At 46.2% G+C, this 25,097-nt stretch carries 18 protein-coding genes and 1 riboswitch; of the genes, 6 read left to right on the top strand and 12 right to left on the bottom strand.

Annotation, left to right across the window (positions count from 1 at the left end; genetic code table 11):
* Positions 1-106 precede the first annotated feature (106 nt).
* Positions 107-340: a hypothetical protein gene (locus R3O62_RS20935; protein ID WP_005808025.1), complete on the bottom strand. Its 234-nt coding sequence runs from the start codon at positions 338-340 to the stop codon at positions 107-109.
* A gap of 415 nt (positions 341-755) precedes the next feature.
* Between R3O62_RS20935 and R3O62_RS20930 the strand changes: the two genes are divergently transcribed.
* Positions 756-2,249: an IMP dehydrogenase gene (locus R3O62_RS20930; protein ID WP_005782761.1), complete on the top strand. Its 1,494-nt coding sequence runs from the start codon at positions 756-758 to the stop codon at positions 2,247-2,249.
* 134 nt (positions 2,250-2,383) lie between these two features.
* On the opposite strand, the gene R3O62_RS20925 is transcribed toward R3O62_RS20930, so the two are convergent.
* Positions 2,384-3,232, bottom strand: coding sequence for a helix-turn-helix domain-containing protein (locus R3O62_RS20925; protein WP_032531656.1), 849 nt, complete (start codon positions 3,230-3,232; stop codon positions 2,384-2,386).
* Between the two features lie 239 nt (positions 3,233-3,471).
* Between R3O62_RS20925 and R3O62_RS20920 the strand changes: the two genes are divergently transcribed.
* Positions 3,472-5,103 carry a sensor histidine kinase gene (locus R3O62_RS20920; RefSeq protein WP_005808018.1) on the top strand — a complete coding sequence of 544 codons (1,632 nt, stop codon included), beginning with the start codon at positions 3,472-3,474 and terminating at the stop codon, positions 5,101-5,103.
* 111 nt (positions 5,104-5,214) lie between these two features.
* On the opposite strand, the gene R3O62_RS20915 is transcribed toward R3O62_RS20920, so the two are convergent.
* A complete protein-coding gene (locus R3O62_RS20915) occupies positions 5,215-6,828 on the bottom strand; it encodes a serine hydrolase (RefSeq protein ID WP_317472476.1) in 1,614 nt (537 codons plus the stop codon).
* A 393-nt stretch (positions 6,829-7,221) separates the two neighbouring features.
* Between R3O62_RS20915 and R3O62_RS20910 the strand changes: the two genes are divergently transcribed.
* Positions 7,222-7,893 (top strand): isochorismatase family protein, encoded by a 672-nt coding sequence (locus R3O62_RS20910; protein WP_188520966.1) that lies wholly within the window; start codon positions 7,222-7,224, stop codon positions 7,891-7,893.
* 182 nt (positions 7,894-8,075) lie between these two features.
* Here the strand turns inward: R3O62_RS20910 and R3O62_RS20905 are convergent, their stop codons facing one another.
* From R3O62_RS20905 to accC, 5 genes are all read right to left on the bottom strand, one after another.
* Positions 8,076-8,990 (bottom strand): YncE family protein, encoded by a 915-nt coding sequence (locus R3O62_RS20905; protein WP_005782752.1) that lies wholly within the window; start codon positions 8,988-8,990, stop codon positions 8,076-8,078.
* A gap of 213 nt (positions 8,991-9,203) precedes the next feature.
* Complete coding sequence (locus R3O62_RS20900; RefSeq protein ID WP_005821482.1) at positions 9,204-10,088, bottom strand: AraC family transcriptional regulator; 885 nt, start codon at positions 10,086-10,088, stop codon at positions 9,204-9,206.
* Positions 10,089-10,227: 139 nt separating this feature from the next.
* Positions 10,228-11,763 (bottom strand): acyl-CoA carboxylase subunit beta, encoded by a 1,536-nt coding sequence (locus R3O62_RS20895; RefSeq protein ID WP_005782746.1) that lies wholly within the window; start codon positions 11,761-11,763, stop codon positions 10,228-10,230.
* 17 nt (positions 11,764-11,780) lie between these two features.
* Complete coding sequence (locus R3O62_RS20890; RefSeq protein WP_005782744.1) at positions 11,781-12,281, bottom strand: acetyl-CoA carboxylase biotin carboxyl carrier protein subunit; 501 nt, start codon at positions 12,279-12,281, stop codon at positions 11,781-11,783.
* A 6-nt stretch (positions 12,282-12,287) separates the two neighbouring features.
* Complete coding sequence (accC, locus tag R3O62_RS20885) at positions 12,288-13,802, bottom strand: acetyl-CoA carboxylase biotin carboxylase subunit (RefSeq protein ID WP_005808006.1); 1,515 nt, start codon at positions 13,800-13,802, stop codon at positions 12,288-12,290.
* A gap of 138 nt (positions 13,803-13,940) precedes the next feature.
* Positions 13,941-14,155, bottom strand: a riboswitch (cobalamin riboswitch).
* Positions 14,156-14,334: 179 nt separating this feature from the next.
* Here accC and R3O62_RS20880 point away from each other — a divergent pair.
* Together R3O62_RS20880 and R3O62_RS20875 are read left to right on the top strand one after the other, a co-directional pair.
* A complete protein-coding gene (locus R3O62_RS20880) occupies positions 14,335-16,593 on the top strand; it encodes a cation:proton antiporter (RefSeq protein WP_165016675.1) in 2,259 nt (752 codons plus the stop codon).
* 751 nt (positions 16,594-17,344) lie between these two features.
* On the top strand, positions 17,345-18,556 hold the full coding sequence (locus tag R3O62_RS20875) for a peroxiredoxin family protein (protein WP_005782739.1): 1,212 nt from the start codon (positions 17,345-17,347) through the stop codon (positions 18,554-18,556).
* Positions 18,557-18,579: 23 nt separating this feature from the next.
* On the opposite strand, the gene pncB is transcribed toward R3O62_RS20875, so the two are convergent.
* The 4 genes from pncB to R3O62_RS20855 all read right to left on the bottom strand — a co-directional run bounded on the left by pncB (position 18,580) and on the right by R3O62_RS20855 (position 22,461).
* Positions 18,580-19,746, bottom strand: coding sequence for a nicotinate phosphoribosyltransferase (gene pncB, locus R3O62_RS20870; RefSeq protein WP_005821475.1), 1,167 nt, complete (start codon positions 19,744-19,746; stop codon positions 18,580-18,582).
* Positions 19,747-19,844: 98 nt separating this feature from the next.
* Complete coding sequence (locus tag R3O62_RS20865; protein WP_195341258.1) at positions 19,845-20,822, bottom strand: Acg family FMN-binding oxidoreductase; 978 nt, start codon at positions 20,820-20,822, stop codon at positions 19,845-19,847.
* Positions 20,823-20,938: 116 nt separating this feature from the next.
* On the bottom strand, positions 20,939-21,541 hold the full coding sequence (locus tag R3O62_RS20860) for a TetR/AcrR family transcriptional regulator (RefSeq protein WP_005807998.1): 603 nt from the start codon (positions 21,539-21,541) through the stop codon (positions 20,939-20,941).
* Between the two features lie 140 nt (positions 21,542-21,681).
* On the bottom strand, positions 21,682-22,461 hold the full coding sequence (locus R3O62_RS20855) for an SDR family NAD(P)-dependent oxidoreductase (protein ID WP_005821471.1): 780 nt from the start codon (positions 22,459-22,461) through the stop codon (positions 21,682-21,684).
* Between the two features lie 1,218 nt (positions 22,462-23,679).
* Here R3O62_RS20855 and R3O62_RS20850 point away from each other — a divergent pair.
* Positions 23,680-25,086: a restriction endonuclease gene (locus R3O62_RS20850; RefSeq protein WP_250713833.1), complete on the top strand. Its 1,407-nt coding sequence runs from the start codon at positions 23,680-23,682 to the stop codon at positions 25,084-25,086.
* The last annotated feature ends 11 nt before the right edge of the window (positions 25,087-25,097 follow it).

The raw sequence follows: 25,097 nt of genomic DNA, 5'->3' as shown, positions 1-25,097 counted from the left end.
ACAGATGTCCCCCTGTAGGATGCGTATCCAAACGACGCATTCTCCGGATGGAACCGAAGTATCCGGCTCTTGTGTGTGATTGAATAAAAACAGGAAAGGCGGTTGCTTATGTATACCAGATCTCGTTATACACAGGCCTTGTCCGGCTTTCTGCCGGAGTCGCCTTCCATGCCTGTGAAGAGGCATCTCCACATCCTTTTTCAATTGGCGACTGTTCCAACAGAGTCGATTCCAGAACAACTTTTCTGCCCGGTGTGCTGTTGATAATGACTTCGGAATGACTGAAACTGAAATTCCGTGTAGTTTTCATTCCGGAGAATGCTTTCATTTCTTGTGACATAAGCGGTAGTTATTTATAGTATGGTAATGAATAACACCGGAGGTACGAAAGTGTTTGCTAAATGGCGTTGTTTTCTGTTAATTTAAAAGCAGGGATGCCGGTTTCGGATTAAATCTATAAGGAAAGCATGACGTAGTCCGGTTTGTATTACCTTTGCCGGTGAACTAAAGAAATCAGGCTATGTCTGTATTGTCAGAACCTTTGGGCATATCCGATGCCGCCTTGCAGCAATATGCCGGCCAACTCCGGAAAGGGGGACATACGTTTGAGACTTATCAATAATATCCGTGCCTGAATGGACGGACGGCAGAAGAATTAGGATACTGTGAAGGGATAATTGAAAAAAATACCCCTGTCCCTGTCACATAATTAAAAAGAAAGATGTAATTTTGCATGCCAAAAAACAACTTATCTTATGGCAGTTTACGTAGAAGAAGTATCAAGAACTTTCGGTGAATATTTACTTATTCCCGGTCTTACCACCAAACAGTGTGTACCTTCCAATGTATCTTTACGCACCCCGCTGGTGAAACATGCGGCAGGCACACAAGCAGCAATCGAATTGAACATTCCTTTCGTTTCGGCAATCATGCAGTCGGTTTCCGGTCCCGAACTGGCTATCGAGCTGGCACGCAACGGAGGACTCTCGTTTATCTTCGGCTCGCAACCCATCGCCAGTCAGGCGGAAATGGTGCGGAAAGTGAAGAAATTTAAAGCCGGTTTCGTGACCAGTGACTCGAACCTGACACCGGAACATACGTTGGATGATGTACTTCGCCTGCTTCGTCAGACCGGACACTCTACCATCGGAATCACGGATGACGGCACACCGAACGGACATCTTCTGGGATTGGTAACCAGCCGCGACTATCGCCTTTCCAGAGATCCGCTGGACAAAAAGATCAAAGACTTCATGACCCCTTTCGACAAGCTGATTGTAGGCGAAGTGGGACTGACACTGAGCGAAGCGAACCAGATTATCTGGGACCACAAACTCAACACTCTTCCCATCATCGACAAGGACGGCCGTCTGGCTTATTTCGTTTTCCGCAAAGATTACGACAGCCACAAGGAAAACCCTAACGAGGTGTCAAGCCCCGATAAGAAATTGCTGGTGGGTGCCGGTATCAATACCCGTGACTATCAGGAACGTGTACCTGCTCTGGTAGAAGCAGGAGTGGATGTGCTTTGCATCGATTCTTCGGACGGCTATTCGGAATGGCAATGCGAGACCCTGCAATGGATCAAGCAGCAGTATGGGGATAAAGTACTGGTAGGTGCCGGTAACGTGGTAGATAAAGAAGGCTTCCTCTATCTGGCGGAAGCCGGTGCGGACTTCGTGAAAGTGGGCATTGGCGGTGGATCTATCTGCATCACCCGTGAACAGAAAGGTATCGGACGCGGACAGGCGACTGCCTTGCAGGACGTGGCTCGTGCCCGTGACGAATATCAGGCACGCACAGGCATCTATGTGCCTATTTGCAGCGACGGCGGACTGGTGCACGACTATCATATGGTGCTTGCCCTTGCCATGGGGGCCGATTTCCTGATGATGGGCCGTTACTTTGCCCGTTTCGACGAATCGCCTACAAAGAAGCTCTGCATCAAGAACAATTATGTGAAAGAGTACTGGGGAGAAGGTTCGAACCGTGCCCAGAACTGGCAGCGCTATGATATGGGCGGAACGGAATCTTTGAAGTTCGAAGAGGGAGTCGATAGTTACGTGCCTTATGCCGGTAAGATGAAAGATAATCTGGCTGCCACACTGAGCAAGATCAAAGCTACGATGTGCAGTTGCGGTGCCGTTACCATTCCCGATTTGCAGCAAAACGCCAAGATTACATTGGTTTCGTCTACCAGTATCGTAGAAGGCGGGGCACACGACGTGATTCTGAAGGAAAAAGGATAATAAACTTTTCATTATCCGCACACAGGCCATCCAATAAGTGCGACTAATATAGGACAGGCGGACGGATACGGGGTTTGAGATGACTGTATAGTTGTTGAAACTCGTTTCGGTCCGCCTGTTTCGTAGGTCTGACCTTATTTCTCTGCGTTCCGGAACTTCTGTGGGGTCATCCCCACTTGCTTCTTGAAAAACTTATTGAAGAACGCCGCGTTGTTGAATCCCAGGTTCAAGGCAATGTCTTTCACCGGAGTGGGTGTGGTTCGCAGCAGGGTTCGGGCAGCCAGGATCAGGATACTGTTGATGATTTCCATTGCTGTCTGTCCGCCCGATTCTTTCTTTATGATGTGGCAGAGGGTAGTTGATTTCATTCCCATTTCGGCCGCATAAAACTGTACCTGATGTTGGCGGGCATGATTCTCCTGTACCAGTCGGACAAACTGGCGAAAGACGGCGGAATGTTTGTTGGCGGGCGCTACCTGCGACAACGCTTTTCGCTGACTGAGCTCTGTGAACCCCTGTAGGAGTGCTTCAAGCATAGACTTCAGTGTGGCATGACTGAAAAGGAACGGAGCGTCTTTATGGATGTGTGTCAAAAGCGCGAAAGTCTGGACGTAGATGCCGAAAATTTTCGGGGACAATGGGAGCAAGGGGTGTTCGTTGATGATGTAGAACGTATGGATGATCGATCTGTCCAAGTGGGTTTCGTGGATGAACGCAAGTGAAAAGAGTACCGCATGCAGCTGCACATCGTCCGATGTCTTCAGCACTTGTACGAAACTTTCTGAGGGGATAGCGATCATCGTACCGGGACCGATATTGTATTGCACCAGGTTGATCATTGCCTTGACACGCCCCCGTATGCAGAGGGCAAATATGACGGCTTTTGTCTTTTTGAGTTCGGCACAATATGCCCACAGTGTTTCGCTGCTGATGCGGTCGGCAGTGGTGAAATTGGCCGATATATTTAATTCTGGAGTAAGCATGTTCTTTTGTTTGCTATAACGCTGAGATCCCTTTTTGGTTGCAAAAGTCATTATATTACGGTCTAATATAGTTAATGACTTGTTAATTCTGTACGGGGCTTTTCCTGTCATAGTTAAAAGTGGTCAATCCGTACACGATGGAATATTTTGTGAGAATAATAGAATATTATTTCCAACCCGATCCGTTGCCGATAACTGATATTAGTACGATCTTTGTGCCTTGACACAACTGAATTTATATGAACCGATCTTCATTCAACACCTTTGTTTTTCCTGTCTTTTTTTCTTCTTTGGCCATTGGGGACAATAGTCTGATTACGGTTATTGTTTTGCTGCTTATTGTCGTGTTTGCCTTGTGTGTGGCGGTGAAGTGCCTCTACGGGCAGAGGCGGGCGCTCAAAAAGGCGCTGGTGGGAGATGCCGTATGCAGGCAACTGTTTGATGTGTGGCCGCTGAGCATTCTTGTCCTCGGCGCTGACGGGAAGATAGAACGGATGAACAAGTTGTTGCTGGAAGAACTGCAACTGGATTTGAGGCAGGTTGCCGGGCGGCAGGCAGTTGACATCATCGAACTGATCCAGGACAAGGAGAACCTTTTGCCCCGGTTTCTGGAAGAGATACAGAGCGGAAAGCGCAACATTTTGTTTTCTACCAATTGCTTCATTCGCGAACCCCGTTCCAATATCAGCTTCCTGATTCAAGGCGGCATTGTGGGGATTTATGAAAGCGGGCGCTTGATCAAGATGATCGTCTACCTGCGCAATGTGCTTGAAGAACGGACGCAACGGCATGTGCTGAATATCGCCCTGAGCAAAACACATATCTTTTCCTGGTCGTTCGACATGGAGCGGAACCTGATGGTGATTGATCCGCGTTATTTCGACTACCTGAAGATTCCGACTCAAGATTATACGCTGACCATGGAACAGTTTTCCGACTTGGTGCATCCCGATGACCGGAAGGTACTTTTCGACGCCCTTGCCGGGCAGTTGACGGGAAACTTGTACGAGGCACCCGTACCTTATCGTCTGCGCCGGGGAGACGGGGGCTGGGAGTGGTTCGAGGGGCAGTCTACTTATGTGGGGCAACTGTCAGATCTGCCGTTCCGTATTGTAGGTATCTGCATGAGTACGCAGCGGCATAAAGATATAGAGGACAGGCTGAACGATGCCCTCCGGAAGGCACAGCGGAGCGACCGGTTGAAGAGTGCTTTCCTGGCCAATATGAGTCACGAGATCCGTACTCCGCTGAATGCCATCGTGGGTTTTTCCACACTGCTGGTGAGCGAGCAGTCCGATTTAAGGCCGGAGGACATCGAGGAGTATGCTGCGTTGATAGAGAAGAACGGGCAGTTGCTGATGTTCCTGATTTCGGATATTCTGGATCTTTCGAAGATTGAATCGAACACCATGGAGTTTAACGTTTCGGTTTTCTCACTGAACAAGATGTTTGCCGACATAGCCCGCATGCAGCGTCTGAACGTGAAGCCTGGTGTAGAACTGATTGCGGATCTGCCCGCAGAGGATGTGTCGATTACTGCGGACCCGGTAAGGCTGGAGCAGGTGGTGAACAATCTGATCAATAACGCGATAAAGTTTACGAGCCGGGGCAGCATCCGGATAGGCTATCGCCGGAGGGGGGAGAAGGACGTAGAGCTGTTTGTCGAAGACACCGGGAAGGGAATGTCGGAGGAGGTGATCGCGCATGTTTTTGAGCGCTTTTATAAAGGAGATTCTTTTGTTCAAGGAACAGGGTTGGGACTTGCCATCTGCAAGACGATTGTGGAACATTTCGGCGGAGAGATTCGTGCGGAGTCCGAAGCGGGTGAGGGGGCGAGGTTTGAAGTCTGCCTGCCGGTAGGAGGAAAATAGAAACGGGGAGGACCCGAATGAAATGGGGAAAGTCACGTTGCGCGTTGTCCCATAACCGCTTGTGATTTCCCCGTTTCTGTGTTTATTTTAAGAATGCCCTCGGGCATGGAGTCAATACACGCTTGCCCCCTTAATCACGATCTTTTCCAGCAATTCCTGCATCTTTCCGATCACCGGTTCCGCTTCCAGCCCGTATTCGGCCGCCATCACCTGCATCTGTGGGAAAGTGGCCCATACACTGCCGTTCTTATCCTCCCAAACGGAGATCTTCAGCGGCAATTCGATCGAGATGCTCGGATTGTCCTGCATCAGCTTTGTGCCCACTTTCGGCGAACCGAAGACAATCACCTGGTTCGGGCGAAGCGTCAAGCCTACCTCTTCTGCGTTCTTTCCGTGGTCGAATTTGGCGAAGACAGGGATTCCCATTGCCCGGAGCGTCTGCTTGATGCGTCCCATGGTTTCGTCTACGCTGAACTGGCTCTCGTAGGTGTAAAGTAGGTTATCGTTGGCTCCCGTGCCCATCTTGGCGCTGTCGAAAGCGGCGGCAATGCGGCGTCCCAGGTTCGTCAGGTCCACTCCCTCCTTGTTGGCGAGCAGGGTGACGCATACCAGTTCCGAAGCGTCGGTGAAACGGCTCAGGAAAGCCGAATGTCCCGATACGTCGCCTTTGATGTCCATCAGCCCGTTGTGGTTATAGAACTGCCAGCCTGCCATGGCGGGGACCACCTTGCCGTTGGCCAGCCGGGTGGGCTTGTACACGATGTCACGGTTTTCCGGTTTCTCGATCAAGGCGCTTCCCGCCAGTCCGATGTCCCAATGGGAAACGTTCTCCGCCGATGCCCAGATGTCGGAGAAACCTTTCAGTGCCGTAGGGCTGACAGCAGGCGCTGCGACGAGCCGGCCGTCTTTTTCAACGTATCCGGTCGTTGTTTCCGAGGGGTTGATATAGTCCCGGTCCTTCTTGAATGTCTGGTGCACGTTGCCCTTAGTGGTCACGTCCTCCTGTTTTACTTTCGCCAGGTCTTCTCCGAAGAAAGTCTGCCGCAGTCCCAGGTAGTCAATCTGATACTTCTTCACGAAATCGTGGTAAGGCATTTTGCCCGCCTTCTCGATGATGGAAGTCAGCAGCAGGAAGTTCGTGGCGCTCTGCTTCACATCCGTTCCCGGTTCGAAGGCCAGTGGCAGTGCGGCTACGGTCTCGATCAACTGTTCCGGACGATAATCGGCAGAGACGTCGAAACCCTTCTGCGCGCGGTAGTCGGCGATGCCCGAGCTGTGCTGCATCAACTGGAGGATGCTGACCGGTTTCCAGCTTTCCGGCACATCCTTCAGGTACTTGCCGACGGGGTCGTTCAGGTCGAGTTTGCCCCGTTCGTAGAGTTGCATCACCGCCACGGCAGCATATCCTTGCGAGATAGGGCCGATGGGCCAAAGCGTCTTGGCGGCGGCGAGGTTTCCTTTCGTGAAATCAGTCACTCCGTAGCCCACCACCCGGGGGATGTAAGGCGCCTGTACGATGGCAAGCGTCATGCCCGGTATTCCCTGTTCTTCCATAAAATCGTAAATCATTTGGTCGATGGCCTTGCCTTGGTAGGCAACGTGCACATTTCCCCTGCCGGCTTGCGGCAATTGGTTCTCATACTTCTTCATAATGGTTCCTCCGTTCTGTGCCGAGATCGTTGCCGAAGTCAGCAGTGTGACTAAAATTAATAAATTCTTTTTCATAACGTTCGTGGGATTGTTTTAGTTGTTTAAATCTGATGTTGCAAAGATCGGTGCTTATCGCTGCTCGGGAAAGAGCGATATCACACATTGAATAGGCAATTGTTCCCGAAGGCGGGGAAGAGTGGCGTTTCCACTCTCTAAAACCTGTTTGTTATAAGACTTTTATATATAAATAGGTGTCTCCGTTCCCTCTTCTGATCCATTTCCTTTCCTCATAGGACAAGATAGCATGATTTTCTTCTTATTCGGGAAGAATTGCTAACTTATCCGGCCATATGGCCCTTTCCTGTCCTGTGTGGAATGCCGATCTTTGCAAAGTCGGAAAACAAGCGGTACACCGACGCCGCACCCTGAGCTAAAAGGAGTATAAACATCTAAAAACAAAAAAAGATTATGGAAGGTATCAACACCCCGTTCGTCATTGACGAACACACAGCGATTGTAATGACAGACCCTCAGAACGATTTCCTGAGCGAGAACGGTCTGGGCTGGGGCGCTTTCGGAGAGAATATACAGAAGAATGGCACGGTGGAAAACCTCCGCCGCATCTTCGAGGTGGCAGCCGCAAAAGGCATGCTGGTATTCATCTCCCCGCACTATTACTATAAGCATGATCACCAATGGCTTTTCGAAGGTCCCATCGAGAAACTGATGCACGACACGGGCATGTTCGAACGCCGGGGACAGTTGACCGGCGAGGGTTTCGAAGGTTCGGGTGCCGACTGGCTGGAACTCTACAAACCCTATATCGACGGGGGCACGAATATCATCGTCACGGCACCCCACAAACTGTACGGGCCGGAAAACAATGACCTGATTCTTCAACTCCGCAAGCGTGGGGTGAACAAGGTAGTGGTGTGCGGCATGTCCGGCAACCTCTGCGCGGAGTCCCATCTGCGCGAGTTGCAGGAACGCGGATTCGAGGCAGCCGTCGTCTTTGACGCTACGGCCTCTGCCAAGCTCCCCGGACTGGACGCCGATACGGCAGCGTTCATCAACTTCACCCTGCTGGCAGAGAAGGTCTACACCACCGACGAGTTTGTGGCAGAGATGCGGGAGCGGTGAGCACGGGGTTATATAGGCCGTTAATCGGGGGGCTCTCTGAGCGGAGTTCCTGAAAGGATAATCATCCCGAAAACGGCCTTCCAATAGACGGAAGATTCCCTTATCTCAACTTTCTCAATGGATGGGAAAAGCTGGGATAAGGGAATTCTTAGTATAAGTAATGACGGATTATGAACCGAATCTTACATTGGATAAACGATGACCCTGCTGTTGGGCAGGTCCGGAATATACATCGTTCCGGAGGCTACCGTGATATCTGCCGGGCCGGACAGCGGTTTCTCCGGGTTAATGTCGAGTGGCGTGATCTTTCGGGTATTCATGTCGACGGCACAAACTTGTGCGGGTGTCCAGTTGGTGATGTACATCGTTTTCTTGTCGGCAGAGAGGGCGATACCGTCATATTGTCCCGGGGTGGTGATGAACTTCTCCGGAACGGGTTTGCTCAGGTCGGTAATCTGATAGATGACATTGTTGTCCGTTGTCTTCCCGTCAGCGGGATAAGAGGCGACGTACATGGTTCCGTTTTCGATAATCAGCCCGTTAGGTCCGGCGATGCTCACCCATTCGGCAGGAATCCCTACTGCGCCCGGGTCACTGATGTCGATGCTGAAGATTTTTCCTGTATTGGTGACAGAAGCATAAAGTGTATTCCCTTCCGCCACGAGGTCGTTTACGAAAAGGTTGCCTTCGGGCAGCAGGACGACTTGCGGTGCTTTCTCCGGTGCTTGTAGGTTGTAGACTACGATTTTGTTGACATCGCAGATGAACAGGTGCTCGTCACGAACAAACATTCCTTTCGGTCCGGAGAGGTTGCCGTCGGCAGGAATCAGGATTTCCGTCCGGTTATCTTTATGGTAGGCGATGTATCCCCTGCCTTCCGTGTTGAGTGGATTGAGCTGCTCCGTTCCGAAGTTGGCGATCAGGATACCTCCCTGATAGGGGTACGTGCTTTCGCAGAAACGAATGCTGTCACTGATGATCGTTGTTTCCGGTTGCTGTGCCTTTTCCGTCGGCTGGTTTTGTTTTTTGCTTTGGCAACACAGAGCGGTAGCCGAGAAGGTGATCAATAGGATGGGAGTAAAGAATTTAGTTTTCATAAGCTGATCTTGTATTTCATAAGATGAATTTCATGCAGCAAAGATACAGGCAAATAGAGAACGGGTTGTTGCCCGTTTGGTTCAGTCTCCGGTCTGTTTGGTTCAGGGTACGTTTACGAATGCTTCGTTCCGGCAGCTTCCCACACCTTATATATAGGTCTTCGATCATCTCCATTTCTCACTTCTCGTCCATCGTTCATCGCTTTTCGCCCATCATTCATCATTCCTCCCCCTATATTCAGTAGGTGTCATCTGATATTGCTCTTTAAAGAGCCGGGCAAAGTGTGCCGCACTTACAAATCCGCTCGCGTCCGTTACTTCTTCGATCGTTTTGTCCGACGTGTCGAGCAGATAAGCAGCGCGTTCCAGTTTTTTTCTGCGTATCCATCCGCGGGGAGCTTCACCATATTCCTGGGCAAACTCCCGCTTAAAGCTCGACAGGCTTCTGCCGGAAAGCATAGCCAGTTCGTTGACGGTGGCCGGGGAATACAAATGCCGGTCGAGCACGGCTGACAGTGCCGGGCTTTCGCTTCGTGCCGCATCCAGGAGGAAGGAAGCTATCAGTTGCCGGTAAGGACTGTCCAGAAGCAGGTATACCAGTTCGGTAAATTTCAGCCGGATCAGTTCGCACATAAACGGACTCTTACTCTTGCTGTATTCCTCCAACGAAGAAAACAGTTTCTCTATTTCCCGGTTGTGGGGAATGATCTTTATGGCTTCTCTTTTTGTCGGCATCCTTTCCGATATACGTTCCGGCAAACATCCGCTCAGTTGTTCGGCCAGTCCTTGCGCAACCCGTTTGCTGAAAAACAACATCAGGCTGCGGAACCCATGTTCGCCGGTAATGTATTCCGACATCACGTACTCTCCCCTTGGTATCAGAAACAGTTCTCCGGGGCGGATGTCAAACTGATTGCTCCCTACCTTGATCTGCTTCACCCCGGAGAGGATGTATACCAGGGCATGGTGCGTCAGGAAAGCGTCGAAGTTTTCCTGTGTGGTAGAGTTGACGTATTGGAGCAGGCGTATGTTCTTGTTTTCACCCGGCTGTGCCGGACGGAGAATGTCATCGGGGACGAAAAGGCGCTTAGTGGGCATAAGATGAAAGGTTTTGGAGTTAGCTGACGCAAATATAGGATAAAACTTCCTGAAAAATGCGGGGAGACGTGCGAAATCTTGTTCCGGTCGCCTTGCCCCCGCGCATATACCCTCTCTCTGCTTGGTCCGCCTGCTGTGCCTACAGCGGCATGTTTCCGTGTTTCTTCGGCGGATTCGTCTGCATTTTGTTTTCCGTCATCTCCAATGCCTGTATCAAGCGTTTACGGGTTTGCTTCGGCAGGATGATCTCGTCGATGAATCCCAGTTCGGCAGCCTGGTATGGAGTGGCAAACTTCTCTTTGTAGGCATCCAGTTCTTTGGCTTTGCTCTCTGCGTCTGCCTTGCGGAACAGGATGTTTACGGCTCCCTCGGCACCCATCACGGCAATTTCCGCACTCGGGTAGGCAAAGTTCACGTCCGCCCCCGTCTGCTTGGAGTTCATCACGATGTAAGCGCCACCATAGGCCTTGCGGGTGATCACAGTCAGCTTGGGCACTGTGGCCTCGGCAAAGGCATACACTATTTTGGCACCGTGGCGGATGATGCCGTTGTTCTCCTGCGTATATCCCGGCAGGAAGCCCGGAACGTCTTCGAACGTAATCAGAGGAATGTTGAAACAGTCGCAGAAGCGGATGAAACGGCTTGCCTTGTCGCTGGCATCGATGTCGAGCACACCCGCCAGGTATGCCGGCTGGTTGGCCACGATACCTACCGAGCGTCCGGCTAAGCGGGCAAAACCGATGATGATGTTTTTGGCAAAGTTCTGCATCACTTCAAAGAAGTAGCCCTCGTCAACAACCCGTTCGATGATCTCTTTCATATCATACGGTATGTTCGGGTCGGCGGGGATAATGCTGCCGAGTGATGCATCTTCGCGGTTGATGTCATCGGTGCAGTTCTGCTTGCGCGTTTCGTCCATATTGTTTTGCGGGAGGAAGGAGAGCAGCTCGCGGATCGACATCAGCAATTCTTCCTCGGTGTTTGCTATGAAATGCGTTACACCACTCTTGCTGCTGTGCGTCATGGCACCGCCCAGTTCTTCTTTGCTGACTTCTTCGTGGATCACCGTCTTTACCACATCCGGTCCGGTGACGAACATATGGCTTTTCTCCTTCACCATAAAGATGAAATCCGTCAGTGCCGGAGAGTAGCAGGCACCTCCGGCGCATGGACCGAGGATAGCCGAAATCTGCGGGATCACGCCGCTTGCCATCGTGTTCTGGTAAAAGATGTCGGCATAGCCCGACAGGCTTTCGATTCCTTCCTGGATACGTGCACCGCCCGAGTCGTTCAGTGCGATGATCGGCGCGCCATTCTTCAAAGCCAGTTGTTGTACCTTGACTATCTTCTTGGCATTCGATGCCGAGAGTGAACCACCGTAAACGGTGAAGTCGTAAGCGTAGACAAACACTTGACGGCCGTCGATCTTTCCGTAACCCGACACCACACCGTCGCCCGGAACCTTGTTACGGTCCATGCCATAGTTGGTGCAGCGGTGCACCATCAGCTTGTCAAGTTCCACAAATGTTCCCTTGTCCAGTAACATATCGATGCGTTCGCGGGCAGTCATCTTTCCGCTCGCATGTTGTATTTCAATCTTGGCAGCGCCTCCGCCTTGGGAAGCGATACGGTCACGCTCTTCGAACGTGGCATAGGCTTTATTTACTTCTTCCATTGTCTTTCTATTATTCGTTATTCTAACGTTATCAGCGTCTGGTCTCCGGCGATATTATCACCTTCCTGTACCAGAATCTCTTTAATCCGGCAGTCCGAAGTCACCTTGTAGTTACTCTGCATCTTCATCGCTTCGATGACGATGACAGTTTCTCCGGCTTTCATCTCCTGTCCCACACTGACGGGGATTTTCACTACCTTGCCCGGCATGGGCGAAATGATGCGGTCGTTCTGTGTTTCTTCACCTTTCTTGCGCATCCGCAGATATTTTGCCTGACTGTCCACAATCTCGACATTGAAACTGCTGTAGTGTGTATTCACTTTGTAACTCTTTCCGTTCTCTTTGCGAATCAGTTGGGCGTTGGAGCTGCGTCCGTCCATCAGGATGTTGCAATTCCCGTTCTCTGCCATGACAACGTCCGCTTCGAACGTTTTTCCGTCGATGGTGAGTACCACTTTGTTATCTTCTTTGCTGACCAGTTCTATCTCGGCCACGCGATTCCCTATATGTATTTCCATACTCTTCTATATTCTTAATACCCCTTTGTGCAGTCCGAATTCTTTCCATTTGCTGATCGGGCGGTTGTCCGCAGCCAGTCCGCTGTTATTCTCCTCCAGGTTCATCAGGTAATCCATGTAAGCGGCGATCAGTGCGATGTTCTCTGCACGTTCGCTGGTACGGGTGATGCAGTGTTGGAGCACTTCCCCGTTTTTGCTGATGAATCCCGTATCGTAATGCCCTTCCACAAAGTCGGGAGTATCCATGATGGCGCGCAGATAACTGATGTTGTTCTTTACTCCTGTCAGCTTATATTCGTGGAGTACACGGCGCATTCGTTCGATGGCGTATTCGCGTGTGGTTGCCCATACAATCAGCTTGCCGATCATCGGGTCATAATAAATCGGAATCTCGTAACCTTCGTATACATAGCTGTCGATGCGCACCCCGATGCCGTTTGGCTCCGTAATCTGCTTGATGACACCCGGGCTGGGCATGAAGTTCATTTCTGTATCTTCTGCGCAGATGCGGCATTCGATGGCATGTCCGCGTTGCTGGATATCTTCCTGTTTCAGTTGCAACACCTGTCCTTCGGCCACTTTAATCTGCTCTTTCACTAAATCTACGCCGACTACCTCTTCGGTAATCGGATGTTCCACTTGCAGGCGCGTGTTCATTTCCAGGAAGTAATAGTTGCGGTGCTTGTCCACCAGAAATTCGATGGTTCCCGCTCCGACATAGTTCACGGCTTTGGCGGCGGCCACTGCTTTTTCTCCCATATCCCGGCGTAGTTCAGGAGTGACGAACACCGAAGGGCTCTCTTCCACAATCTTCTGGTTGCGGCGTTGCACCGAACATTCACGTTCGCACAGATGAATCACGTTGCCATGCTTGTCGCCCAGAATCTGGAACTCAATGTGATGCGGTTCTTCTACAAATTTCTCCAGGTAAACCGTGTCGTCGCCGAATGACGAAAGTGATTCGCTCTTGGCGGTTGTGTAGGCCTCTTCCACTTCATCTGCACGATGAATCAGCCGCATACCCTTTCCACCACCTCCCATCGAGGCTTTCAGCATTACCGGATAGCCGATTTGATTGCAGAGTTCTACCGCTTCTTCAAGGCTCTTCAGGTTTTCTTGAGTACCCGGAACCACCGGTACACCGGCTTCTATCATCTTGATACGTGCCGAAATCTTATCTCCCATCGCCTCCATGGTTTCCGGGTCCGGACCGATGAAGATGATCCCCTCTTCACGACAACGACGGGCAAAGGTTGCATTTTCGGACAAGAACCCGTATCCCGGGTGGATGGCGTCTGCGCGGCACGACTTTGCCACTTCGATAATCTTTTCTATATTCAGATAACTCTCTTTCGATGCTGCCGGGCCGATGCAGTAAGCTTCGTCGGCATAGAGCACATGCTTCGCTGTTCGGTCCGCTTCCGAGAAAACGGCAATGCTCGTTATTTCCATCTCCCGGCAGGAGCGCATCACCCTCACGGCTATTTCGCCGCGGTTGGCGACTAAGATTCTTTTAATCATATTCATTTCTCAATTAAATGGAATACACATATTCATGCTTTCCACCCTGCGGACATGAGTCCACCCGATGAAAACACAGTATTTCTACGATTTGGGGCTTAACAACGATGCTTTCTTTCCTAACCCACGAGGTAAAAAAGCTCTTATTCATTGAATGGCAGGTCTTCTGACTGACTCTACATCTTATCGGACCTTCCCGACGTTTCTTTTTCCGTCAGTGGTTTGTAATTGGTTTATTGATAAGATGTTATATAGAGCTTCACAGCAGCGGGACTGTCCGGGATTTACACCCGATTCCCTTTTAATCTTCGTCCGTTGACCACGGATTCCGAACCAATTCGGGGATAAATATAGAGAAATATTGGATAGAGTGGATACTTTTTGCACGAAAAGTTCAATTTTGTGCAATGACCAACGGCGCTTTGTTTCAAAATAAATGTCATATAGACGAAACACAAATAGACTGTCGATTGTTCTTTTTTACAAATAAAAGAGCATAAACGGAATGAATTACTAACGAAATATACATGCCATGTCACACTTACCTACCTTAATTGCCGACCTTGCCCTAATACTGATGTCCGCAAGTATCATTACCCTTTTGTTCAAATGGTTGAAACAACCCTTGGTACTGGGATATATCGTCGCCGGATTATTGGCGGGACCTTACGTGCAGATTTTCCCGACTGTAGGTGATATTGAGAACATCAATATCTGGGCTGAGATAGGAGTTGTTTTTTTACTTTTCGCCCTTGGGTTGGAGTTTAGTTTTAAGAAATTAATAAATGTTGGGTCAGCTGCCTTTATCACGGCAACCACCGAAGTTATCAGCATGTTGCTGATCGGTTATATGGTAGGACATCTGTTAGGTTGGAGCACAATGAATTCTATTTTTCTGGGGGGTATGTTGTCCATGTCGTCAACAACGATTATTATCAAAGCGTTTGATGATCTCGGCTTACGTAACCAACGCTTCACGGGTGTTGTATTCGGGACATTGGTAGTTGAAGATCTGATCGCTATCCTGATGATGGTCATCCTTTCTACAATGGCAGTGAGTAAGGAGTTTGTAGGTGAAGAGCTGTTGATGAGTGTGTTGAAGGTTGTTTTCTTTCTGATCCTATGGTTCCTGATTGGGATATTTATCCTTCCGTTCTTTTTGAAAAAAGCAAAACGGCTGATGAATAACGAAACCTTACTGATCGTTTCGCTGGGACTTTGTCTGGGAATGGTTGTGTTGGCTACCCGTACAGGATTCTCGGCTGCACTGGGTGCTTTCATTATGGGATCTATCCTTGCCGAGACGGTTGAGGCCGAACACATAGAACATATCATCCAGCCGGTGAAAGATCTTTTCGGAGCTATTTTCTTTGTCTCTGTCGGTATGTTGGTCAATCCGGCTGTCTTGGTGCAGTATGCCTGGCCGGTGGTCATCATTACTTTGGTAACTCTTGTGGGTAAATCCATATTTTCTTCATTGGGAGTTTTATTATCCGGTGAACCGTTGAAGGTTTCCGTCAAGTCAGGATTCAGCCTTGCTCAGATAGGAGAGTTCGCTTTCATTATCGCAGGGCTGGGGGCTTCACTCAAAGTACTGGATAGTTTTATCCCTCCGATTATTGTTGCGGTATCGGTGATTACTACATTCACAACTCCTTATTTCATCCGGTTGGCAAATCCGTTTGCCGAATGGCTTTATAAAATACTTCCGCCTAAAACCAGGAAAAGTCTGGATCGCTATGCTTCCGGTAAGAAGACGGTCAATCATGACAGCGATTGGAAGCGGTTGTTGAAGACGATTGTCGGAAGAGTGATTATCTATAGTGTCCTTCTCACGGCGATTTGGTTATTGTCTGTGCAAACCGTTTATCCCACGATAAACGAGATGTTCGATGCTCCCGGGCGATGGGTAAACATAGGGATGTGTCTGGTCACACTTCTGTTGATGACACCTTTCCTGTGGGCACTTGTTTCAGATAAGTATAATTCCCCGGATGTGTTTTTTAAGTTGTGGAATGATGATAATTACAATCACGGACGGTTGGTCGCGCTGATTTTGTTCCGTGTGTCGGTTGCCGTCTTTTTCATTGCAGGGGTCGTTATCAGTTACTTCAGCCTCAATTATGGGATAGGCATTGTGATAGCCGTTGCCGTATTGGCATTGATTCTTATTTTCAGGGAGAATCTCACGCAATATTCGCATCTGGAAACACACTTCCTGACCAATCTGAACGGAAGGGAAGAAGCTGCCCGCAAACGTTATCCTCTGAAAAGTCGTTTTAACAGTGAGTTTAATGACAAAGATGTTGAGCTGACTTCCGTTTGGGTGTCTCCTTATTCGTCTTATATCGGTCAGTCATTGGATGAACTCCCTTTCAGGCGGGAGTTTGGTGTCAATATAGTAAGTATTGTCAGAGGGGAGCGGAGAATATACATTCCACAAAGTTCCGAACGAATTTATCCGCAGGATAAGTTAGTAGTGGTCGGAACAGGCGGACAGCTGCAAGAGTTCCGGACGGAACTTGAGAACAGACAGGATTTGCCGGATGAAAAGAACATAAAACAAGATGTGACGCTTCATTCATTTACGGTAGATGAAGATTTTCCGTTTCTGAACAAAAGCATTGCCCAGTCCCGGTTAGGAAAAAGATATGATAGTCTCGTCGTAGCCCTTGAACGAGAGGGTGAATTGGTTCCGGTGAATCAGGCTATAGTTTTCCAATTGGGAGATTTGGTTTGGGTGGTAGGAGACAGGGAGAAGATCAGGCAGTTTTTGGTGCGGAAGAAGTAAGAGTGGTAAAGAGCAGAGGAAAGGAAAACGGCTGAGGCGAAAATTTGCATTTTGACAGATACACAATGAAGTATCATTCTGTATTTTCAATACGGTCTGTATTCGTTTCTTTCCGGCCTCGTTTGCGACTGCTTCCGAAAAGGCTCTTATTTTCCCATCAGACAGAATCAAAATGATGTGATTTTACCTTTTTATCAAGCATATGGTTGGTGATCCTTGTTTTTAGACATCTTCTGTCGTTGTAGGTCGGATTGAACCTTTAAAATGATAGTTGACACATATCCCTTCTGAAGCCTCCGATAATTTCAGGAAACTTGTATTTTACGCCTTCTTTTGCGTTATTAACTTCTTTCGGACAAAAGATTAGCTTCTTCCGAACAAAAGACTAACTTCTTTTCGGGAAAACACTTACTTCTTTTTGGAAAAGAGTAAGGTCTTTTGTTATATGAAATAGCATATTTACTCAATATGATGCAACTTTCTGTATGTAAATGTCATATCTATGCGTTGTATTCTTCTGCTGCACCGGTTTTTAATATAAAGTGTGTTGTTCAAAAAGGGAAAATAGTTTCTTTTTGATGTTAAAATAGAGATATATGCATCTGTTTGTTTTTAGGCTTTTAAAACTCTGACTTTCTATGAAAAGTTAGTAGATACTATAATATTATTATTAAGTATAAAAGTTAAGATGCCGGTTGTTGATTTCTACTTTCATTGGCTATATTTGTGTATGTCTAAAATATAAAGTACTATGAAGTCCATTTTATTATCTGTTATTTCATTCTTATTAGTCATGAATGTCTGTGGTAAGAATGATGTGGATATGAGAACTTATTTGAAAAAAGTTCTAAGTAATCTTGATAAGGTAGAATCAGCTTCTTACCATGAACAATCTCAGTCCTGGCAACCCGGTGATACGACTGCTATAACTAATTCTTTTCGGTTTATTAAAGAATACACTAATCCTTCTGATTCGACTATCGGTGCAAGTTATGTGGCTCTTAACGCCAAAGATACGACGCGATTTGAATTTGGTTATGATGGAAAAGTGAAAATGATAAGTTTTCATGAGCATAAAGGGATTATGATCGATGATTTCACGACCAGAAAACTTCCTTTCAGGTTGGTGGGTCCTCCGTTTTTCTGTTACAGCCGGAATATCATCGGATATGCTTTGAGTACGGGGGATAGCATCACAACCGAATGGAAGGATTTAGGAGAAGCGTATTACTTCAAGTTGGTGATACATGAAGACAGACAGGTTGAATTTTTTGGAAAAGCGTACTACATACCGAAGCCTCCTTTTGACTTGGGGGACCCGACCTCGATTTACGAACTGTGGATTAATAAATCGGATGATTTGCCTTATAAAGTCCGCAGGGAAATGTCGCATCAGATTTCTGCCAATATATGTTCGGATGTAGTGTTGAATCAATTGTCAATGGCCGATTTTAACTTATATGATTATTTGCCCCAAGACTATGAAATCCGCAAGTATGGTGAGAAAGGAAAGACTACCCAACTTTCGGCAAGAGAACTTATAGGGAAGAAAGCTCCCGACTGGATGTTGAAAGATATGTACGAGAATCCGGTGTCGTTATCTAATCTTAAGAGTAAAGTGCTTTTAGTGAATCTGACCGGTATCGGATGCGGTGCTTGTCATGCATCCATTCCCTTTCTGAACGGGCTGAAAGAGAAGTTCAATGCCGATGAATTTGAAGTGGTTTCTATAGAAACCTGGGGACGCAAACCTCATTCGCTGCGGACTTATGCGGATAAGAACCAGATAAACTATAGATTCTTATGTGGTGATGAAGGCATTGTCAAGTCATACCGGACATATGGCGCGGCACCTTTCTTCTTTATATTAGATCAGGACCGGGTGGTTAGAAAAGTCATTCAGGGATATGGAATGGAGAAAACCGATAAAGAGATAACGGACGCTATCAAAGCACTGTTATGATAAAATGCATTTGCGGTTGGAGTTTATTCCAGCCGCAAATCGTATAAACAGGCACGTACCTCTTCCGGGCTGCCGATATGTTTCCCTATGTCATCTGATAGCTTCACGCATTCGCGCCATTCCTGATTCAGGTTCATCTTGCACTGCGATAGCTTCATGACGATGTTTGATGGCTTGAATCCGGTATCATTAGTCAGATTTGTGCCGATACCGAATGAACAGCGGATTTTTCCCCGGCAATACTCCTGAATGTCCAGTGCTTTGTCAAAGTCCAGTGCATTGCTGAATACGATTGTCTTGGTAGTCGAGTCAATGCCTAACTCTTTGTAACGGGCAGTCAATCGGTCGATAAACCTGAATTCATCGCCTGAGTCACATCTTACACCATCAAACAATTTGGCTTGTTTACGACTCAGGTTGCTTAAAAAGATGGCAGATGTATAGGTGTCGGACAAGGCGATGCCGAGGTCCCCGTCGTATACATTTACCCAATTTTCAAGAGCCATGTAATTGGCGTGTTTATAACCGAATTGTGCTCCATGAAACATGAACCATTCATGCGGATGTGTACCCATGGGTTTCATGCCGTATTTCATGGCGAAATGGCAGTTGGAGGTGCCGATGCAATAGCGGGCTGTTTGTCTCAGGTGTCCGATGACTTGATCCTGCACGTCGAATGAGAAGCGTCTTCGTGTTCCGAATTCAGAGAAAAACAGTTGATGCTTGTTGGATAGTTCTGCCTTTTCGGATAGTTTACACAAGATATCTCCCATACTGGCGATATTGCCGGATGATTGATTCTTTATCTCGGAAACGATGGCAAGTAAAGGTACTTCATAAAGCGTTGCCTTATAAAGGTAATCACTGATCTCTATGTGGAGGTGTCGATCTTCGTCCAAACGGACTTCTATTTTTTCCGGTTGGAAACGGAAAGAAGAGAGCCATTCCCAATAGACTCTGGGGAGGAAACGGCAGTTCTTCACCATGTACTCCAGTTCTTCTCCAGTCAGTGCTACATGCGATAAGCGACTGATTTCAGTTTTCAGTCTTTCTACAAACTCGTCGCTGTATTCAGTTTCATCCCTGTCTTTGAAACTGAAAGTGCCCATCGCATACGGGAATAGTTTAATGTAAGCATACGAGGTAGTGAATTTGTAAAGGTCTGTATCGAGTATGGTACGAATAATCATTGGATTCTTTTAATTGGTAAAACGATATTTCAGATTTAAAATGTAGGGCGAAGATACTAACAATTGTCCAAAGGTTTAGGTTTTATAAAAGGAAGTTTTTAGGGCATCAGCACTTCATGAAGATTTTTTCTTGGCGAGTAGGGCATTGGACTGCTATATCCCATACGGAGTAAAACACACGGTATTTCAGTTTTTTTATTGTTTAGCAGTTCTCTTTGCATTTGTTCAGAGAGGATTTCCACTTCGCATGGTTGATTGATAAAAGCGGTGGACACACCGATTTCCGTTGTTTTCAGCAGAAAGCACTCTAAAGATCTTCCCAGATTAATCCAATCTTTCGGAGTATCTTTCTCGGCACAGAACAGCATGATGTGTGAAGACGATCGGAGCTTTTTTTCATCACTTTTATTTTGTATTTTGGGAGTCAGACAAGCATTCATGATGTGGCGAGATAACCATTGTGGTAAGTTAGGTGCACCAAAAACAGCATAACTTAAGCCATCTTTGGTCGATTCTGCATGCTTCTTATTGAACCTCATCCAGTTTTTCAACTCATTCTTGAAGTGGAAGTCGGTCATCTGGATTGTATTCCCCCTCAGAACATAGTAACGAACTCTGTCGAACTCAGGCGTTCCGATTTTCCAGCAATGGAGCTGTACTGTTGCTGCTTTCGGTATTGAAAGCAACTTGTGTATCATTTCTTCCGGAATCAGTTGTCCTGTATATATACTTCTGTTGGTTTGCCGCTTGCCAATTTGTACAATGATAGAAGAAGGGGTAATTACGCCTGCATTGGGCTGGAGTTTTACTGTGATATTCCCATTATCTGCAATGTTTACTTGGGTTGAATATCCTTTAGTTTGTGCAGCCAGGCACAAATTTTCAGTTGCACATCCCAGGGAGATGAACATTTCACGCCGGTTTCCATCCACAATTGATAGTGTTTTAGTTTTATCCGGATGAATCTCAATACCTGCTTCTACGATACGAAATAACCAAGGTTGGGTGTTATGTCCCGAAGGAGCTTTAGTGGCTTGTTCTATCATGAATAGATAGTCATCTGTTATTGTTTCCATAATTAATAGGCCGATCTGAGATCATTATTGCTGTATTCTATTATATCTTTATTGCATCCGTTGAGTAATATTGCCAGTATGCAAATTCCAATCGTTATCATCTTTTTCATTTTTTGTTATTGCTTTTCTAACCATAGGTCCACTAATATGTTGATTCCGTCTTCCAGTTCTTTCCAACCGCTCTCTTCCTGAAGTTTGAGACCATTGAAGGTAGAACAGTTTTCTTCCAGCAACGTGAGATAACTGATGGCTGCTGTAATGATAGTGGCAAGGGCTGCTATTTCTTTTTGCGGGTGTTTTGACAGTTTGCTTACAGCATCTATCAGCCAAATGCCCTTGGCTTCTCTTTTCTCGCGGAGGTCTTTTATAAAATTGTTGTCTGACGTGAGTTCCCATCTGTATAGTCGTTTCAAAGTGTAGCTTTTTCGCATTATTATGATTTGTTTCCGGAACATTTCTTTGATGAATTCACCAAGGTGGTTTTTATCCGGTAGTGCTCCGTCAAAGTTAATCCAATAATCATGTTGGCCGATATATGCTGCTATCAGACCTTCTAAAGAGTTGAAATAACGGTAGATCAACATTTTTGATACTCCGGCTTTTGCTGCTACTGCATTGATGCCTAATCCTTCGAAACCTTTCTCTTCGATTAATTCGTCTACTGCTTTGATGAGGATTAGCTCTGTTACCTGTCTGTTTTTGATAAACTCTTTTTCCATGGCTTTATATTATTGTTACTGATCGGTCACAAAAATATGTTTCTTATCGGTAACATCGAGAGGAAAAGAGAAATATTTTTCCCAAACAGCATTTTTCTACTGTTTGGGATATAATATGTTTGGGGTAAAAGGAGAATCTTTTATGCCAGGTTTACCGTTGGATTGTGTATGGTCAGCCCGCCGTCTACTACTATTGTTTGCCCGGTAATGTATCGCGCGTCTTCGGAAGCCAGAAAAGCAATTGTTGCGGCGATGTCTTGCGGTTCTCCTAAATATGGTGTCGCACATTGTCCGAGAAATACGTTCCGTATATCTTCATTCAGGTTGTTTAATGCTGCAGGTGTGAGAATCAGTCCCGGGGCTACAGCATTGCATCGTATGTTTTTCTTTCCTGTTTGTGTCGCAATGTATTTGGTCAGATTGATGACTCCTGCTTTGCTTGCTCCATAAAGAGTGCCGTTCGCATCAGCTGTAATTCCACTGACTGAGGCTACGTTCACAATATTGCCACCGCCATGTGCGTTCATTATGGGGATAACCAGTTGGGAGAGGTACATGGTACAAGATAAATTAAGATGGAAAGCTTCGTCGAAGTAATCCATGTCCAGTGTCTCAATGTCGGTATCCCGTTTAGGATTTGTACCTCCTACGTTGTTTACCAATACATCTACCTGCCCGTATTCTTTTATGGCAAAGGCGATCAACTCTTTGCAACTCTGCAATTCTGTTGCAGAAAAATAGATCGGGCGTACATCTGCTCCTAAAGCATTGAGTTCGGTAGCAAGTTGTTCTGCTCTTTCTTTTGAGTGGTCGGCTATAACAACTTTCCCACCTTCGGATACAATGCGGCGTGTGGTTGCTTCGCCAATTCCACCGGCAGCGCCCGTGATAACGGCTGTTTTATTTTCAAATCTGTTCATATAGGATTATTTTTGAGGATTATTATCCTCAAAAACAGTTCATTGGGGAATTTGTTATCCGAATAAACCCTCTTTAGCACCATTTGCCTGACTTTAGCATCTATGTATCTTCTATTTCGCTAAATCTTTATAAGTCTGTTAAATGTTAACAAAAGAAAGGCTAAATGTTAACATCATGGCTCTTCTATTAAACCATGTTATAAGATATCCTGTTTTGCTTTGCAAATTTGCAAAATTACCAGAAGTCCGTATCTTTGCAATGTGTTTTTCATAGTATTAGATTTAAGGTTAACAAAAGATTGGCTGTCTGGGATAGATAGCCTTTTTTTATTGCCATATATGAAGCGGTTAGCATTAAAATACTTATTATTAATCTATTGGTGAATAGGGAATTAACCGGGTGAAAGGCAGGGATAAACAAAATAGTGGATAACCTCTATTCTAATGTAAGCTGTTATGTAGGCAAAAATTAGCCTACATAAGTTCTGGTACAATCTCAAACTATCGTTACTAATAAGGATTAATTGCTTTTATCGGCTTCTATTTGCCGATGCAGCATATTTACATCACTGATTATCAGTGGCTATTCATTTTAATCGGTACAACTTTCGTTTTTACAAGTACACAGAATGTAGGGACAAATGCAAATCGTTGTATTTCATTGTTTTGCATATACGTGTTGTACCGCTTTCTTTCAGCCATTTTGTGAATGTCCGCTATCAGATACAATGTATTGAACGATAGTGGATTTCCGCATGGATGCTACAGAACGCTTGCTGAATACAAAGGTAGTGGTTTTCTTGGGATTTCTGTGGTTTGCATCGAATTTTTGCACGAAAATATGTGATTGGCTCAAAAAAATGTAGCTATATACAGATTATTCGTTGGAAAAAGTGTATTAGTTTGGGGTTATTCGCTGAAAAAAGTGTAACTTTGCAGTTTATAATTAAGCAAATGTCGAACTAAAATATAACAAAGTGATATAAAAGAAATATGAGTTTTGGACATCCTTGACTCGACTGAGATACCAGAACTAGCACTTCAATAACTCATCAGTTCAGCCAAGACAACGGGTGTCTGCGCTCCATACAAGGGCGTGGACAGAATGATTGTTGTCTGATGAAGGCTGTGCTAGGCCTTGGTATCAATCGCTGCCACGCCCTCTTTTCTTAGAAAAGGAGGGCTTTTTTCGTCCTCGTAATTTAATAAATTTGAGTTATGGGTAAGATGAAATATCATAAGAACTTTGACAAATATGTTGAAGCAATTGTCAGCAACAAGAACTATGAAGGACTTGATGTTGCACGTAACGATAAGAACAACCGAGTAAAATGGGTTGCTGCGGGTTCTTCCGTAGTGGGTGAAAAGCGCCTTGAGTGGTGGAAAGAGAAATGCAAGGAGTATGGTATTCCTCTTGACAAAGGATGCTATGGCAAGGTTGTTCGCATGATACATCCGACTGGCAAGCATGTATGCCAATGTTGTGGCAAGGAACTCAGCATCAACTATGAATACCCTCAGCTCCCAACGCTTAAGAAAATCAATGAGATTATTGATGAAGTAATAAAGCAAACCACATACACCATAGGTGAGATTATTGACAAGTTTGCTTCATCACAAGAACTCGTAGATAAGTTCGCTACTATATTCAAACTGCCAAAAGGTTTGTCTAAAGACGAATTAAGAACACAAGTGTACGAAAATCATGTTAATGCTGATTCGTCATATTTCTCTCCTGGAGTAATGTCTAATTGCCCAGACCGTTTTGATGGTCTTCATTCTTACGGACTTTGTTGCAGAAAGATTAAAGACAAGGGACGTCATGATTCTAACATGAAGACCTATGCTCAGGACAGAAGAGCATACGAGGAATGGGCAGATGGAAACTGGAATCTCGCTAATCATTTGATGGGTGAATTTAATAAGCAACCTGCCATTGTTTGCCCTAAATGCAATAGCAAAGGAAAGCGAAAGATGACAGCCGACCACATAGGTCCTATTTCTTTAGGCTTCTGTCATAGTAAACACTTTGCACCATTATGTCGTAGCTGCAATAGTTCTAAGAATAATCGCCTTTCAAAATCCGATGTAGATCAGTTAGTACAATTGGAGGATGCTGGCAATACCGTTATCAGCTGGCATTCAAAACACGTCTGGGATTATGTCAAAGGCAAAGTTACGGACGACAATACAGCCAAGATTGCAAGTGACATAATGAACGTATGCCACAAGAATGTACTATATCTGTTCTATCTTATCTACTCTGCAACAGGAGAAGACTTCTTGAAGGCTAAATATCTTCATCCTGATTATGCTTACTTTGATCATAAGTTCAAGAACCTTGATCTTACTGATTTAAGTAAACTTGAAATCAAATCAACAAAGAAGGTTTCTAAAAATAAGGAGAAAAACGAGTATCGCTACATTCGTATTGCTTTTGAAAGTCTGAACGACTTAGGCAACAAGAAGAATCGTAAGGTTAAGTACTATGTTGCTGCTGATAGCGACGAATTAAATGCAATCGTAAATCTTATCCAAGCAAACAACTTTGACGAAGCTGACAAGGCTGTAAATGAATACATCGTTAAGGTTGCTGATGAAATAATCAAAGTTCATAGCTTTTAATCAGAATCTAT

This window comes from Bacteroides hominis, from assembly GCF_033042785.2.
In the GTDB taxonomy this organism is placed as follows: domain Bacteria; phylum Bacteroidota; class Bacteroidia; order Bacteroidales; family Bacteroidaceae; genus Bacteroides; species Bacteroides hominis.
Note: the sequence above shows the minus strand (reverse complement) of the source record. Positions and strands in the feature narration are given on the sequence as shown.